The 13,736-nt window shown below is 41.1% G+C and carries 18 protein-coding genes; 14 read left to right on the top strand and 4 right to left on the bottom strand.

All coding sequences use genetic code 11. The features are described 5' to 3' along the window. Positions 1-2: 2 nt before the first annotated feature. Both CWC03_RS14035 and CWC03_RS14030 read right to left on the bottom strand, forming a co-directional pair. Positions 3-248, bottom strand: a complete 246-nt coding sequence (locus tag CWC03_RS14035; RefSeq protein ID WP_138582413.1) for a hypothetical protein — start codon at positions 246-248, stop codon at positions 3-5. A 271-nt stretch (positions 249-519) separates the two neighbouring features. After that, a complete protein-coding gene (locus tag CWC03_RS14030; RefSeq protein ID WP_138582412.1) occupies positions 520-810 on the bottom strand; it encodes a phage integrase N-terminal SAM-like domain-containing protein in 291 nt (96 codons plus the stop codon). 241 nt (positions 811-1,051) lie between these two features. Between CWC03_RS14030 and CWC03_RS14025 the strand changes: the two genes are divergently transcribed. From CWC03_RS14025 to CWC03_RS13980, 10 genes are all read left to right on the top strand, one after another. Next, the gene (locus tag CWC03_RS14025; RefSeq protein WP_138582411.1) at positions 1,052-1,471 is read left to right on the top strand and encodes a hypothetical protein; all 420 of its coding nucleotides are present in this window, start codon (positions 1,052-1,054) and stop codon (positions 1,469-1,471) included. 124 nt (positions 1,472-1,595) lie between these two features. Then, on the top strand, positions 1,596-1,940 hold the full coding sequence (locus CWC03_RS14020) for a hypothetical protein (protein WP_138582410.1): 345 nt from the start codon (positions 1,596-1,598) through the stop codon (positions 1,938-1,940). A 127-nt stretch (positions 1,941-2,067) separates the two neighbouring features. Further along, positions 2,068-2,688 (top strand): hypothetical protein, encoded by a 621-nt coding sequence (locus CWC03_RS14015; RefSeq protein WP_249314046.1) that lies wholly within the window; start codon positions 2,068-2,070, stop codon positions 2,686-2,688. 77 nt (positions 2,689-2,765) lie between these two features. Then, positions 2,766-3,146, top strand: a complete 381-nt coding sequence (locus CWC03_RS14010) for a hypothetical protein (RefSeq protein WP_212748153.1) — start codon at positions 2,766-2,768, stop codon at positions 3,144-3,146. A gap of 101 nt (positions 3,147-3,247) precedes the next feature. Next, positions 3,248-3,742 carry a hypothetical protein gene (locus CWC03_RS14005; RefSeq protein WP_138582408.1) on the top strand — a complete coding sequence of 165 codons (495 nt, stop codon included), beginning with the start codon at positions 3,248-3,250 and terminating at the stop codon, positions 3,740-3,742. Positions 3,743-3,874: 132 nt separating this feature from the next. After that, positions 3,875-4,099 (top strand): DUF6429 family protein, encoded by a 225-nt coding sequence (locus CWC03_RS14000; RefSeq protein ID WP_099029137.1) that lies wholly within the window; start codon positions 3,875-3,877, stop codon positions 4,097-4,099. 124 nt (positions 4,100-4,223) lie between these two features. After that, complete coding sequence (locus tag CWC03_RS13995; protein ID WP_138582407.1) at positions 4,224-4,514, top strand: hypothetical protein; 291 nt, start codon at positions 4,224-4,226, stop codon at positions 4,512-4,514. 116 nt (positions 4,515-4,630) lie between these two features. Beyond that, positions 4,631-5,107 carry a hypothetical protein gene (locus tag CWC03_RS13990; RefSeq protein WP_138582406.1) on the top strand — a complete coding sequence of 159 codons (477 nt, stop codon included), beginning with the start codon at positions 4,631-4,633 and terminating at the stop codon, positions 5,105-5,107. An 80-nt stretch (positions 5,108-5,187) separates the two neighbouring features. Further along, the gene (locus tag CWC03_RS13985) at positions 5,188-5,583 is read left to right on the top strand and encodes a hypothetical protein (protein WP_138582405.1); all 396 of its coding nucleotides are present in this window, start codon (positions 5,188-5,190) and stop codon (positions 5,581-5,583) included. Positions 5,584-5,706: 123 nt separating this feature from the next. Further along, the gene (locus CWC03_RS13980) at positions 5,707-6,114 is read left to right on the top strand and encodes a hypothetical protein (protein ID WP_138582404.1); all 408 of its coding nucleotides are present in this window, start codon (positions 5,707-5,709) and stop codon (positions 6,112-6,114) included. Positions 6,115-6,408: 294 nt separating this feature from the next. On the opposite strand, the gene speE is transcribed toward CWC03_RS13980, so the two are convergent. Continuing rightward, a complete protein-coding gene (gene speE / locus CWC03_RS13975) occupies positions 6,409-7,269 on the bottom strand; it encodes a polyamine aminopropyltransferase (protein WP_138582403.1) in 861 nt (286 codons plus the stop codon). A 220-nt stretch (positions 7,270-7,489) separates the two neighbouring features. Between speE and speA the strand changes: the two genes are divergently transcribed. The 4 genes from speA to CWC03_RS13955 all read left to right on the top strand — a co-directional run bounded on the left by speA (position 7,490) and on the right by CWC03_RS13955 (position 12,518). Further along, on the top strand, positions 7,490-9,370 hold the full coding sequence (gene speA / locus CWC03_RS13970; protein ID WP_138582402.1) for a biosynthetic arginine decarboxylase: 1,881 nt from the start codon (positions 7,490-7,492) through the stop codon (positions 9,368-9,370). Positions 9,371-9,480: 110 nt separating this feature from the next. Next, entirely contained in the window at positions 9,481-10,356 is an 876-nt protein-coding gene (yihG, locus tag CWC03_RS13965; RefSeq protein ID WP_138582401.1) for a 1-acylglycerol-3-phosphate O-acyltransferase, YihG family, read from the top strand. Between the two features lie 15 nt (positions 10,357-10,371). After that, positions 10,372-11,292 (top strand): 1-acylglycerol-3-phosphate O-acyltransferase, YihG family, encoded by a 921-nt coding sequence (gene yihG, locus CWC03_RS13960; RefSeq protein ID WP_138582400.1) that lies wholly within the window; start codon positions 10,372-10,374, stop codon positions 11,290-11,292. Beyond that, positions 11,289-12,518 carry a mechanosensitive ion channel family protein gene (locus tag CWC03_RS13955; protein ID WP_138582399.1) on the top strand — a complete coding sequence of 410 codons (1,230 nt, stop codon included), beginning with the start codon at positions 11,289-11,291 and terminating at the stop codon, positions 12,516-12,518. Before yihG (CWC03_RS13960) ends, CWC03_RS13955 begins: the two co-directional genes overlap by 4 nt. Before the next feature lie 24 nt (positions 12,519-12,542). Here the strand turns inward: CWC03_RS13955 and chrA are convergent, their stop codons facing one another. After that, the gene (gene chrA, locus CWC03_RS13950; protein WP_138582398.1) at positions 12,543-13,673 is read right to left on the bottom strand and encodes a chromate efflux transporter; all 1,131 of its coding nucleotides are present in this window, start codon (positions 13,671-13,673) and stop codon (positions 12,543-12,545) included. Between the last annotated feature and the right edge of the window lie 63 nt (positions 13,674-13,736).

Genomic DNA, 13,736 nt, shown 5'->3' with positions numbered 1-13,736 from the left:
TCTTATACAGATCTCAGGTTAATCAATTCCTCAGTTTTAGAAATGTTTGGATTGGCGATGAGTTGCTTTGCTAATTTATATGTGATTTTGGCGTGATTAGGGCTCATCTGATCCACTGAAGTTATATGGCCTGAATTGAATATGCGCTCTTCTTTGGTTGGCGCTGGGCTTTCCACTTGAGGTTTGCTGTGAGCGGCTGGCGTGATCAAGGCAAACGAAAGTATGAATGTTCTTAGTCCTATCTGCATATTAAATCTCCTTTTTAAATTAGAAGATAAATATAGCTTTGCGGAGCAAGGAAATAAAATTACTGAGGAGCAAAATATGCTCCTCGGCAGTGCGTTACTTTTCGAAAGCACGCTTCATAAAGTTAGGTGTCGTTAATGCCCCCTTATGAATCCTTGTGTTGTAGTGATGAAAACAAGAAAAACAAGTGACACCTATCGCTATTAACACCACAGCTGAGGAGATGAAGTAAAAAAGTATGAAAGCACTTCCATTGCAAGTTAGTGTTGGGTGTCAGCGATTTACAAGATTAGGACACAAATCCTGTTTAATTATTTGCTTATACAGAAAAGATAATGCATTTAACGCTGTCGCTTGTGTTTTAGGCGACCCATTACGTTTAAGTACAAGGTAGTCGAGATATTCGACAACCTCGTTATCGCCCATTGAAGCTGGGTGACGCTTATCTTTAAAATGAATATAGGAAGAAATCCACTTAAGATATGTATCAACTGTTCTGAGCGAATATTGCTTAGTCAGCATAAACTCTGCGATGTGGTTTAAAAATGGTGAACGAGTTCTCATTGAGCTAGTCCTAAATGAACTGTATTTATATACAGTATTGTTGTGTTTCTCCTATAGTCAAGAAAACGACTCACTGGGTCGTTTTTATCCTTTTCATAGTTTCTGTAATGATTAAAAATATATCTGTAGCAACAAGTTAGTTATTGTGATAAAGCTGGTACAATGAGAATAATGACCCATGACTCGGTAGAAAAACGACCCATTGGGTCGATATTAAATTGTTATACATACAAGGAAAGTCATGCGATTACTTTTGCTTTTAGGTTTACTCCAAAGCTCGTTTGCTTTCTCAAACCAAGTTGAAATTTTTGATGTCGAAATCGAGCTTCCTAATTATTGCAAGTTATTAGTTGACCCTTCGGTAAAAATTAAAAACCACGTTCGATATATTTGTGACTCGTATGGGCCTGTTAATCAAAGCTATTTTGTTACTTTTGATAAGCCCGACAACGTAGAATTTAAGACTGCAAGTCCTCTTCAGAAGATGGTGTCAAAAAGTACAAAAAGTTATTCTTCTTTCGACTTCTATGGGTATGTTTATGAGAGAGAAAATGGCAATGGAAGTTTGCATGCCAATTACTTTTGCAGTGAAGAGTTATGTTTGAGTATAGTTGGGACTACAAGTGCACTAGCTGACTCTGTACTCGCACAGTTGCAATAGTATGTATAACAAGAGCCTTAAATCGCTCGCAAGCTCGCTCGGACAATTAATAATGGGCTATTGTCGCTGGGCTTTATATTTTAGCCCATTATTAATTGCCGTTTAGGCGAGTGTTATAACTCAGATGAAATTTAGTCGTATATTCAAAGAAACAAAGCTAATTTGGCCTTCCAAAGTTAACGTTGCTGATGGGACACTTAGTGAGGAAGGTGGCTATTTCCCTCAATTGAGTGCTGAATGGGATTTGGCAAAAAATAGAGTTTCGTCATTAAATGAATTTAATGAGCTAATGGTTTGGGCAATCTTTTGTGGGCTTCATAAATTAGCTATTGAGACTTTAAAATCAGGTGGTAATGAGATTTCAATTAAAAACATTGACCGCCGCTATGTAGAATATAAGTTTTCTGAAAGTTTAAAGAGCTATAAGCGAGCCCTAAGAAATTCATACGTAAATGACCTTGAGTCATAACAAACGCATTAACACTCGCTGCGCTCGCTAGGGACAAAAAAAACGTAGGCTCCCTGCGCTTCGCTTGGTATTGTAGCCTACGTATTTTTGCCCGTTATGCGGGCGTTAGACATTCAATTGAGTAATGATGTTAAAAACTGGAACTTATATTTTATTCTACGTTCTTTTTGCTGACTATGTTGGTGGAGTTTTCTTAGTAGGTCGTAACAATAGTACGATTTTAATGGATAGTACGGCTATGGGATTTATTGTGGTGCAAGTAGTAATATTTCTTGCTGCAATATTTACTCTTTATAAGGTTCAAGATGTTGAAACTGACTATTGTAAGCAAATTAACTATTCTGATAAGTTCAAAGCTAGGCTTTTAATAAAATATGTAGCTATTTGGCTCGCAATAGCTCTATTTATAGATTTATTATTCGCTATACTTCTTGGTTCTGAATTTTGGGATGACATTAACCCTTTTGATAGTTGGCTTGTTTTTTGTTTCGTATACATAGTTTATAAATTTTCCAGTTCCTTGCAGGTAAGTTTTAATTACCAAGACGAAAGCATGAAGTGCCATAGGTTAGGTCTATTAACCTCTTCAATCATGAAATTTAAGAGTGTAGATTTAACTGATAATCAATTAGTCATCACCTCCGGTGATGAAGGGAAATACTTTTTTTATTTAGATAGATTTACATTAACAAATCGAGAGCGGCTGGTTAGCAATTGTTTAAAAATGTCTAAAAAGTCGCCAAACTAGGACAAAATTAAATAAGCTCGTCGCTTCGCACGATTTTAGCTTATTTAATTTTGTCTGTTAGCTAAGCGTTAGGGAATATGGAAGTTAGACCTGTGGTAAAAATCATCCTTGGTATTTGGTGCGTGTGTTTAATTGTTGGTGGTGCTACACACGTTTTCGATAATGTTTATTTTGGTTTACTACCATACAAATTTGCGCCGTTATGGCTAAATATCTACTGGTCCGCGTTAGGCGTTTTGGATTTACTAGCTGTTTTTTTACTACTCAAGTATCGGTTGCAAGGGGTTTTGCTCACGCTAGCAATTATGTTTAGCAATGTCGTGGTTAATTCTATCGCCTATTACTCGCTAGGCGTTATTTTAGATGCTTGGTCATTGCAGCTTCAGACATTGTTTTTCGGTTTTTGTTTAGGCTCAGCATTTTTGCTGTGGCGTACGGGTATTCTTAAGCATGCGTAGTAACTATTCCCTAACAAACGCCCAAAGCATCGCGGCTTTCAGCCGCTGGACTCGCAACAAGTTGCTCGCCGCTTGGGCGAGCGTTATATGCCCTGTGAAATATGAGAATACTTTTAGCATTTTTAATTTTCTTTAGCTTCAATGCTATTTCGGCTACCCCACCGAACTGCTCTGTAAATGGAGCTTTTAATGGTAAATTGTTTGAATTAAGCGTTGTTACATCATTCAATGGAAATTATAACTTTGAATTTTGTTACGATAAAACAAGCTATTTGATTTCTGAGTATTCAGAGGTTATTTCGGTAAAACGACCTTTAAGAACGACTGTGAAACATGACTCTAAAGCAGAGCTGGACTCAAATACAGCTTTAATTATTAAAGATCTTTATAGAGCGGTCCAAGCTACCATAAAAACTGATGATTCTCGCGGTATGGATGGCTCAACTTGGTGCTTTAAGCCCAAGAATGGAAGTACTTATTCTGAAACTTGCCTTTGGTCGCCTTATTCAAATACAGAACGCAGGAATTTAACTGATTTGGTAACACTTGGTAATAAGCTGTTTGAAATATCTAATTTTGAGAGTGTTCAGCAATAGGCATATAACAAGCTAATAAAGTGATAGGACAAAAAACAGTTGGTTTGTCGCTCGTACCTCGCTAAAGTATAACCAACTGATTTTTAGTCTCTTATTGGGGCGTTATATGCCCATCAGGTTTTGGAGTGTTGAATGGATATAGATGAAAATAAAATAGATGAAGCAGCTTTAGCTCTATTACATCTCACCTTGCATGACTATGGCCGAGCCTGGAAACAAATTGACTGGGAAGTTATGAATAGGCTTTATGAAAAAGGTCTAATTTGTGATCCGGTTGGTAAGGCAAAGTCAGTGCAATTGACCGATGAAGGCATTAAGCAATCAGAAGAGTTATTCAAAAAGCTTTTTTCAAAATAGAGGCTATTGGTCATATAACAAAGCAAACTAAAAGCTCGGACAAAAAACAGTTGGCTTTGTTCGTGCCTCACAAATTATAGCCAACTATTTTTAGCCGTTTATTTGTGGCGTTAGGTATACAATCATGCTCGAAGAATTTCGATACTTATTGTCACCAATCGATGTTAAACAGCACCCAGAATGGGGAGCCTACATAGAATTGATTGACTATGAGCATAAAGATTATATTGAGGATGTATTATGCGAGCACTTCGATTTGGAATACGCATTTTCTTCAAACGAGGATGATACGGGAAATTACATTTTATACTTCGCTGAGAACGCAGCTTTTGATGCTGTAGATAAAGCAGTAAATGAAATTAACCAATACCACAAAATTAATAACAAAAAATATAAAGTGGCACCGTATACCTAACAAACGCTTTAACCACAAAGGACACAAAACAGCAGGCTTGTGCTCCTTTGTCGCCAATTTTAGCCTGCTATTTTGTGCCGTTCACGGCAAGCGTTATATGAATAAGGTGAAGTATTGTGCATCTTCCTGATTATGTTGCCTTAGTTGCAATCTACTTACTTTATAAGGCTTTGAATGAATGCCTAAAAGGTAAACTGCCTTCAGCTCCAGCAGCTGTTGGTCGAGGTTTAGGTATTTTAGCTTTTGGGCAGTTTGTCACTTTAGGTCTTATGAATTACTTAGTAAGCCGTTTTGGTACTGAGACTTTTCAGCAATCTAGTGCGGAATATGTCACAATGCTATACGCACCAATTGGCATTATTTATACTCTTCTCGCGGGCTATATCGCAGCTAGAACCTATGAGGACACCAAGAGCATGAATGTCAAAATGGTTGCAGGTATCGGTCTGTTACCGCAAGTTCTATTTACTGTGTTTAATTTTAATGAGGGCGTATCCTCTTATTTAGCTCTTGTATTGCTCATTCCTTGTGTATTCATAGGGGGGCATTTGAATAAATGTTCATATAACAAAACCTTAAAGGCGGATTCGTAACAGTTGGCTCGGCTCCGCTTCACATTTTAGCCAACAATTACTCACCGTTTAAGGTGGCATTATGTGCCCTGGAGGGAATCATGCATATTGCCATTAGTTTTAAAACATCTATGTTTGATGTCTCAAAGGAAAATAAGAATCCTGTTAACCCAATTTATGGCGAATCACTATTAAAATGGTTAAAACAAGAATTGGATTCCGAGTTTGAATTTATAGAGCCTGATGCAGAGGATTGGGGCTGGTATAGCTACATTACATGGAATAACCGTCAATATATGCTTGGCGCATCCACTTACTTCGAAGAGGGTGATGATCCCAAATCAGAATTAGAATGGGTGTTCCAAATAGATAAACCTCGTTCCCTTAAAGAAAAACTCCTTGGTAGAGAAAAGATATCAACCGCTGACGACTGTGTGTTATTTTTTAAATCAAAGTTTGAGGCACAACCAGAGATGAACTCTGTAGCCTTTGAGTAATAGGCATATAACAAATTAATTAAACAATGGACGTAAAATAGCAGACTTGCGCTCATTCTTCGCTTAGTTTAGCCTGCTATTTTTTGACGTTTATTTGCGGCGTTGGTATGACGCGGAGTTACATTGAGTAAAGGTTTAAGTTATAAATTTCGAATTTTGTTACCTTCATGTGTCTATATGGTTGCACCTATGGTTCTTGGTTCATCTTTAATGCATTTACTATTAGGTACTAAAAATACTGCTGAAGCTAATGTTTTAGCTTTTGCATTTAGTGCTGTAGGTATAATGTTTTTTAAGTTAAATCAATACTATTACATGAGAGCTGATGGGTACATTAGCAAACTAACCAAAGTAGTAATTGTTATGTTTTTATGTGGATTATTAGGAGCTTACGCAGGAGAGTCAAATAGACATGATTCTTTTGGCGCTGCACTCTTTATTCTGATGCCAGTGATAGGTATTTCATTCTGGCAATTATTAGCTAGTAAACCTGCGCAGCATGTCAAAAAACTGATACTAAAGTGCATATAACAAACGGCTGCATCGGATAAATTTCCGCTGTCACCTATTTTGCAAAAACAAGCTAAAAATCCGCCATCAAAAATTTGCTCGGTGAGCTGGGCGTTAGCCCATAGAAATTTTTATGCGAAACTAGTCGAATACAGCCGACCACCTAAAACGCTTTTGTCCAAAAAAGATCTAGAGCGAACGTCTGTTGTTCGCTCATAACTGCAGGTCAGGTGAAGCATTAACCTAATCATCAAGGCTGTAGGGTCAGATATGAGTCACTACACTTTAACAATTGAGTTTATGTTCTGATTAGGCCTACTTTTCGAAAGCACGTTTCATAAAGTTAGGTGTTGCTAATGCACCTTTATGAATACCTGTGTTGTAGTACTCAGTATCAAATGTTGCGTTATCAACGTCTTGCTCGCGGAATCCGGCAAACTTTTCACCTTTACGTGCCATTGTTGCTGACCACAGGCCGCTTGGGTAGATTGGCTGTGGGAAAGGCAGGGTTTGCAGGTCAACAAAACCCACTTCCAACATTGCATCGCGCATTTCTAGTAGCAACGGCATGTGCATCAGTGGTGATTCACTTTGCTGGATCATGATACCACCAGTGCGAAGCGCTGCTAAACAGCTCTTGTAGAATGCGTGGTTGAATAAGCCTTCACCAGGGCCAACAGGATCGGTGCCATCAACGATGATAACGTCGATAGACTCTGCTTCGGCTTCACGCATATATTTGATGCCATCATCAAACATTACAGTTGCGCGAGGATCGTTATTAGACTCACAAAGCTCAGGGAAGTATTTCAAAGACATTTGCGTCACAACTTCGTCGATATCAATCTGAGTTACTTTTTCAACGCCAGGATGCTTTAATACTTCACGCAATGTGCCACAGTCGCCGCCGCCAATGATCACAACATTTTTAGGTGCAGGGTGCGAGAATAGCGCTGGGTGACTCATCATTTCGTGATAGAAAAAGTTTTCACGCGTGCTCACCATAGTGCAACCGTCAATGATCATCAGGTTACCAAAATCCGTCGTTTCAAACATTTCTACTTTTTGAAATGGAGATTGGATTTCGTCTAATTTTTTGTTGACTCTAAGTGAAAAAGCGCTGCCATCGCGGTCGCTAATTTCTGTAAACCAACGGTTTGCTTCTAAGTTTGCCATGATTGTGTTCACACTTGATAAAAATTGAGGCAATTTTGCCAGTGCTTGCGTCTTTGCTCAATCAATTTTAGTCAACATTTTGTACTTTGCCTCATATTAGCCCTAATCAAGCATGGGCTATTTATAAGGTTTGTAAGCTAATGAAAACGCAACTTTAGGTCGCATTGACTTGCCTCGCGTATTAGAATGAAGCTTTATCAAGAATTAATTGAGAGCAGCAATGACTTGGGGTCTGCAAACAGCACGTTCTATCTATAACGTTACCCACTGGAGTGACGGCTATTTTGATATCAATGAACAGGGCCAGTTAGTGGCGTTTCCTGATGGTGATCGCACTAAGCCACCAATTCTTCTTCCAGAGTTAACTGAGCAATTTAAAGCGCAGGGGCTAACTTTGCCGGTTTTGGTGCGTTTTACCGACATTTTAAAACATCGTGTCGATACCTTGACTCAAGCCTTTACTGCTGCACGAACTCAACGTGATTACCAAGGCCAGTACACCTGTGTTTACCCAATAAAAGTGAATCAGCAGCGCTCGGTTGTCAGCAAGTTATTGGCTCATCCAAGCGGTCTTGTTGGTCTTGAAGCCGGTTCTAAGCCTGAGCTGATGGCAATTTTGGGTGTCGCACATCAACCTATTACCATTGTCTGTAACGGCTACAAAGACAGTGAGTTCTTGCGCTTAGCTTGCATTGGTCAAGCGATGGGTCACCAAGTAAACATAGTCGTTGAAAAGCTTTCTGAACTGGATACTTTATTACAAGAAATCGACGATTTAGGCATTGAGCCGTCGATTGGTATTCGTATTCGTCTTAATTCAGTTGGTAAAGGCAAGTGGCAAAATACTGGTGGTGAAAAAGGTAAGTTTGGTCTTACTGCCAGTCAAGTGCTGCAAGCGGTTGAGCTACTTAAGTCGCATAATCGTTTGCACTTAATGCAGTTGGTACACTTCCATATCGGCTCGCAAGTTGCCAATATTCGCGATATTCAACGTGCGCTTAAAGAGTGTGCGCGCCACTATGCTGAACTATATCAACTAGGTGTTCCGCTGCGTATCGTTGATGTTGGCGGTGGCCTCGGAGTGGACTACGAAGGCTCAGGTTCTCGTAGTTCATGCTCTATGAATTATACGGTGGCGGAATACGCGAAAAATGTGGTGCATGCTTTTCATGATATTGCGGAGCTCAATAGCATTCCGCATCCGGATATTATTACTGAATCTGGTCGAGCATTAACTGCCCATCACGCGATGCTTATTACGGATGTGATCGACGTAGAAAAAGCACCAAATCAAGTCGAGCCGGTGCAACCACAAGATACCAGCCCATTGGTATTACAAGAGTTATGGCATTCGTTGTCACAACTGACTCCTCGCATGGCTTTAGAAACTTACCATGACGCTATGCACTTGTTCAGCGATGCACACGACCAATACGTGCATGGTTTGATCAGCATGCAAGAGTGGGCGCAGCTTGAGCAGCTTTACTTCACGACACTTCATAAAGTGCGTGAGTGCTTAAATGAGAATGCAAGAGCACACCGAGAAGTACTAGACGACCTCAATGAAAAGCTGGCTGATAAACTGTTTGTGAACTTCTCGTTGTTCCAATCACTGCCGGATGTTTGGGGTATTGACCAGCTATTTCCGGTGATGCCTATCGACAAGCTCAATCAGCCGTTGACGCAAAGAGCGATTATTCAGGACATTACCTGTGATTCTGATGGTCAAATCAACAGTTATGTTGAGGGCGCGGGTATCGAGTCAAGTTTACCCATTCCTGAGTATGTGCCGGGAGAGCAATATCACGTTGCAATGTTCTTGGTGGGAGCCTATCAAGAAATATTGGGTGATTTACATAACTTATTTGGTGACACAGACTCAGTACACGTTGAGCTTTGTGATGAGGGTTATAAACTCACTAATGCAATCAAGGGCGACAGTGTTGAAGATGTACTGCGCTTTGTTCATTATGACAAAGCGGTGCTATCTGAGAATTACGCACAGCAGGTCGCGGCGTTGTCCTTGCCGGAGTCAATTAAAGCTCAGTATTTACAAGAGTTAAACGCTGGACTTGAAGGTTATACTTACTTCGAAGATTGATTTTTAGATAGTGAAATGGAATAAATTATAGCCGACCAACTGGTCGGCTTAATTGTGTGTGATTTTCAAGGTATGATACAGCTCTGCCGTAAAACACGATGAGGGAATGAATGTCGTTTATTCGTAAAGTGATCAGCATCTTGCTGTACGCCGTTAACACTATATTTTGGTTTATACCGATCTTTATTTGTGGCTTGATTAAGCTACTGCCCATCCCGCCATTGCAAAAAGCCATGAGCTATATTGCTAAGGCGTGCGCAAGTAACTGGGTCGCGTGTAATTCAGTGAGCCAAAACCTCATTGCGCCGTATACGCTTAATATTAGCGGATTGGATGAGCTAAAACGCAAAGACTGGTACTTGGTTATCGCCAATCACCAAAGTTGGGTGGATATTTTAGTGTTGCAGCGAGTGCTTCATGGCAAAATCCCGTTTTTGAATTTCTTTTTGAAAAAAGAGCTGCTTTACGTACCTGTGCTAGGTCTTGCTTGGTGGGCGCTCGATTTTCCTTTTATGACGCGAACCAGCAAGTCGCAATTAAAGAAAAACCCTAAATTGCGTGGTAAAGACATAGAAACAACGCGAAAAGCATGCGAAAAGTTTAAAACAATGCCAGTGAGTATTGTAAACTTCGTTGAGGGTACGCGTTACACCGAATCCAAGCACAGTAAGCAGAACAGCCCATTCACACATCTGCTTAAACCAAAAGCGGGAGGAATCGCATTTGTGATGCAGGCCATGGGTGAGCAAATCAGCAAAGTGGTGAATGTCACCATCCATTATCCCGGTGGTGTACCAACTTTTGCAGACTTTATCGCTGGTAAAGTTAAGTCAGTAGATGTTCAGGTGGAAGTAATGCCTGTCAGTGCAAACTTGGTCGGCGACTACACGAATGATCCCGAATTTAGAGTGCGTTTCCAATCCGAATTAAACGCCTTGTGGCAAGCCAAAGACGCACAACTTGTGGAGCTTGCTGATAAAAAGTAGTAGAAGGATGTGGTGATGTTAAAACAAATACTACCTAAGTGGTTTCTCGGGCTATCGGCCAGTGTGTGGCTGCTGGTGAATACCTTTGTGTGTGGTTTATTGGTGCTATTGTTTGGCATCATAAAATTGCTTGTGCCAGTTAAGTTTATCTCTACAGCACTGCACTTTTTTTACGGTATGTGGTGTAAAGGTAATTACCTAGGTTTGCGCATCGCGTGCGACAAAATACAAGTGAGCTTGCCAAAAGAGTTACACGCCCAAGGGTGGTATTTGTTAATTTCCAATCATCTTAGTTGGCTTGATATCGTTGTACTTAGTGCCATGGAGGTACTACCTGCACCTAAATTTTTCCTAAAAGATGAATTGAAATACGTGCCTTTCATTGGCACCGGTGCATGGGCAATGGGCATGCCATTTATGAAACGTGCGAGTAAAGCGCAGATCGCCAAAAACCCTAAGCTTAAAGGGATGGATGTAGAGCGTACCAAAGCCAGTTGTCGCAATTTTCGTGATCATCCCACAACGGTAATTAATTTTGTGGAAGGTACTCGTCATACTAAAGCCAAACATGCGCATCAAAATAGCCCGTTTAAGTATCTGCTCAAACCAAAGGCGGGGGGGGTAGCGTTCGCTCTAGAAGTGTTATCAGAGCAACTTGACGGCATGCTCAACGCGACTTTGGCTTATGAGTTAGAGGGTGAGCATATTTGCCGTGCATTTACGCTTGGACGCTTGAATGCAATTGATGTAAAAATAGACTACATTGCGATGGAAAAAGTGCCTCTTGGTAACTATCAAGCTGATAAAGCTTATCGTGTAGAGTTTCAGTCTTTTATGAATGAAGTCTGGCAACGCAAAGATTGCCAACTCGAAGCGCATCGATTGAATTCGACTGAGCCAAGTGACGCGCTCAATGAGGAGCTAAAACAGCTATGAAGTTTGATCACCTTCATGATGTCGTTCAACCGTGGTTAAAAGAGTTACCGCAAGGCACTGTGATCAGTGCGTTATTCACCAACGGTGTCGCCGTTGTTGGGTTATTGTTTTTATATTGGGTGATCCGCCGTTTAGTGCTACCCAATGTAGAAAACCTCGCGCGCCATATTTCACCGCGTAAAATTGGTCACCTTGCCCCTCAGCTAAGTAAATTTAGCGGCCGTTTTGCCTTTGTATTGTGTTTACTGGTCTTTTCCGCCTACCACGAGCGCCTATTTGTCGCGCCTGCTTGGGTGTTTATTGTGATGGAAACACTGGTGTACGTTATGTTGGTGGTGGCATCTGGGTTTTTATTTAGCAGTTTAGTCAATTTAGGGAATGGCGTTTATAACCTCTTCCCATTTGCCAAAGAAGTGCCGATCCAAGGGATTATTCAAGTAATTAAGCTACTGATATTTATAGTTTGTTCTATATTGGTGGTGAGTATCTTGGTAGATAAATCACCAACTTATATCCTTTCCGGTTTTGGTGCGATTGCGGCAGTCATTATTTTGGTATTTAAAGATACGATTTTGGGATTGGTTGCTAGTATTCAAATAGCGGCCAACCGATTGGTAACGACTGGCGACTGGATCCAAGTTGACGCATTTGGTGCAGACGGCGAGGTGATTGACCTTGGTTTAAATACCGTTAGGGTACGTAACTGGGATAACACCGTCACCACCATACCAACCTATATGCTGATCTCCGATTCATTTAAAAACTGGCGTGCCATGCAAGAGTCAGCAGGACGCCGCATCAAACGCGCCATTCATATTGATTTTACTAGCATTGAGCCGTTGGCTGAGCAAAAGCGAGCGTCACTCACCGAACAATATCCACTACTGGAAAAGCTTGACGATGTACCGAGCGATATCACCAATTTAGGCTTATTTAGACGCTATGCAGAGGCCTACTTGAAGCAGCATGATGCCATCAATCAAGATTGTTTATGTATGGTCAGGGAACTTGCACCCACACAACATGGCTTGCCTCTAGAGTTTTACTGTTTTAGTCGCGATAAACGCTGGGTGTTTTATGAGCACCTACAAGCCGATATTTTGGACTACATGCTAAGCGTAATGCCTGCATTTGGGTTACGTCCATACCAAAGTGTGAGTGACTACTTTGGCGCACACCGCGTGAAAGTGCGCGCCGGTAGTAAACCTGACGCAACTTCAGAGTAATCACCAAGGCCACTCAAACGTGGCCTACATGCTTCCAGCGATAACTCCAAACACCAGAAAGGCAATAAGCAATTGCCATATCGCGGGCTTTAGCCATTTTAGTGCTACAAAGCCTAATACCACCGCGATGATATCGAGCAAGCTATGCACCGCAGAGAGCCAAATTGGTTGATAAAACGCAGCGGCTAAAATCCCCACAACACCGGCATTTAAGGCCGCGCTAATGCTTGCAAACCTTGGTAATGCAATAAGTGATTGCCACTGTTGGTTAAAAGTCCACATTAACAGTAGGCCCGGCAAGAAAATAGCGAGCGTTGCAATCGCCGCGCCCAAAATGGGATGCGTATTGTCGACAGCGGCGCCTAAAAAGCTTGCGATGGTAAACATAGGCCCAGGAATGGCTTGCGCGGCAGCATAAGCCGTTAAGAAGGTTTCTTGTGCGACTCCCTCAACACTGGTTTGTAGTAGCGGCAGCACGACGTGACCGCCACCAAAAACTAAAGCACCTGCTTGATAAAACTCGGCAAATAGTTGATTTGGTAGCGCGGCAAAGGTTAACGCAAATAGGCCAATAAATAGCGCAAATACAGACCAGTTGATTTGGCTTTTTGATTGACTCGGTTTAGTTGGCGCATTGCTGAATGAGTAAAAGTAACCTGTAACCGCAACTACCATAAGCACGCCCAATTGTGCGCTTAAGTTCGGCAGCATCAACAGCGTGAATGTGGCGAAAAATGCGACGAATTTGAGCGCTGTGGTTTTACAAAAACTTTTCGCCATACTTAGTACCGCATCGGCAACGATAACAACAGCAAACAACTTTAATCCATCAATGACATTCAACGCAGTGCCTGAGAGCTGCTCAGCCGTTAATGCTAGCATGATCATGAGCAAAAACGACGGCAGTGTAAATCCTAAGAAGGCGGCGATCCCCCCTAAAATCCCTGCTTTTTCTAAACCAATCGCGAATCCAACTTGGCTAGATCCCGGCCCAGGCAGTATTTGTGACAGACTGATCATACTGGCATAGCGCTCGTTACTCAGCCATTTTAAGTTATCAACAAAGTGTTTTTTAAAGAACCCAAGGTGGGCTGCAGGTCCGCCAAAGCTCGTACATCCTAATAATAAAAACTGATAAAATATTTTCAGAAACATAGTGTACCTTGTGATATTGTTAACCTCATATCTTTACAATTTTATATGACATATTTATGACTT

It is taken from the genome of Pseudoalteromonas sp. S2755, from assembly GCF_005886535.1.
GTDB lineage: Bacteria > Pseudomonadota > Gammaproteobacteria > Enterobacterales > Alteromonadaceae > Pseudoalteromonas.
The sequence above is the reverse complement of the archived record's forward strand: the minus strand, read 5'-3'. Positions and strand labels throughout refer to the sequence as shown.

Excerpts from the sequence above, each read along its gene's own strand:
- speE (WP_138582403.1), bottom strand. The coding sequence starts at position 7,269 with ATGGCAAACTTAGAAGCAAACCGTTGGTTTACAGAAATTAGCGACCGC.
- chrA (WP_138582398.1), bottom strand. The coding sequence starts at position 13,673 with ATGTTTCTGAAAATATTTTATCAGTTTTTATTATTAGGATGTACGAGC.
- CWC03_RS14030 (WP_138582412.1), bottom strand. The coding sequence starts at position 810 with ATGAGAACTCGTTCACCATTTTTAAACCACATCGCAGAGTTTATGCTG.
- CWC03_RS14010 (WP_212748153.1), top strand. The coding sequence starts at position 2,766 with ATGGAAGTTAGACCTGTGGTAAAAATCATCCTTGGTATTTGGTGCGTG.
- CWC03_RS13985 (WP_138582405.1), top strand. The coding sequence starts at position 5,188 with ATGCATATTGCCATTAGTTTTAAAACATCTATGTTTGATGTCTCAAAG.
- yihG (WP_138582401.1), top strand. The coding sequence starts at position 9,481 with ATGTCGTTTATTCGTAAAGTGATCAGCATCTTGCTGTACGCCGTTAAC.
- CWC03_RS14035 (WP_138582413.1), bottom strand. The coding sequence starts at position 248 with ATGCAGATAGGACTAAGAACATTCATACTTTCGTTTGCCTTGATCACG.
- CWC03_RS14025 (WP_138582411.1), top strand. The coding sequence starts at position 1,052 with ATGCGATTACTTTTGCTTTTAGGTTTACTCCAAAGCTCGTTTGCTTTC.
- CWC03_RS14015 (WP_249314046.1), top strand. The coding sequence starts at position 2,068 with ATGTTAAAAACTGGAACTTATATTTTATTCTACGTTCTTTTTGCTGAC.
- speA (WP_138582402.1), top strand. The coding sequence starts at position 7,490 with ATGACTTGGGGTCTGCAAACAGCACGTTCTATCTATAACGTTACCCAC.
- CWC03_RS13995 (WP_138582407.1), top strand. The coding sequence starts at position 4,224 with ATGCTCGAAGAATTTCGATACTTATTGTCACCAATCGATGTTAAACAG.
- CWC03_RS13955 (WP_138582399.1), top strand. The coding sequence starts at position 11,289 with ATGAAGTTTGATCACCTTCATGATGTCGTTCAACCGTGGTTAAAAGAG.
- CWC03_RS14000 (WP_099029137.1), top strand. The coding sequence starts at position 3,875 with ATGGATATAGATGAAAATAAAATAGATGAAGCAGCTTTAGCTCTATTA.
- CWC03_RS14005 (WP_138582408.1), top strand. The coding sequence starts at position 3,248 with ATGAGAATACTTTTAGCATTTTTAATTTTCTTTAGCTTCAATGCTATT.
- CWC03_RS14020 (WP_138582410.1), top strand. The coding sequence starts at position 1,596 with ATGAAATTTAGTCGTATATTCAAAGAAACAAAGCTAATTTGGCCTTCC.
- yihG (WP_138582400.1), top strand. The coding sequence starts at position 10,372 with ATGTTAAAACAAATACTACCTAAGTGGTTTCTCGGGCTATCGGCCAGT.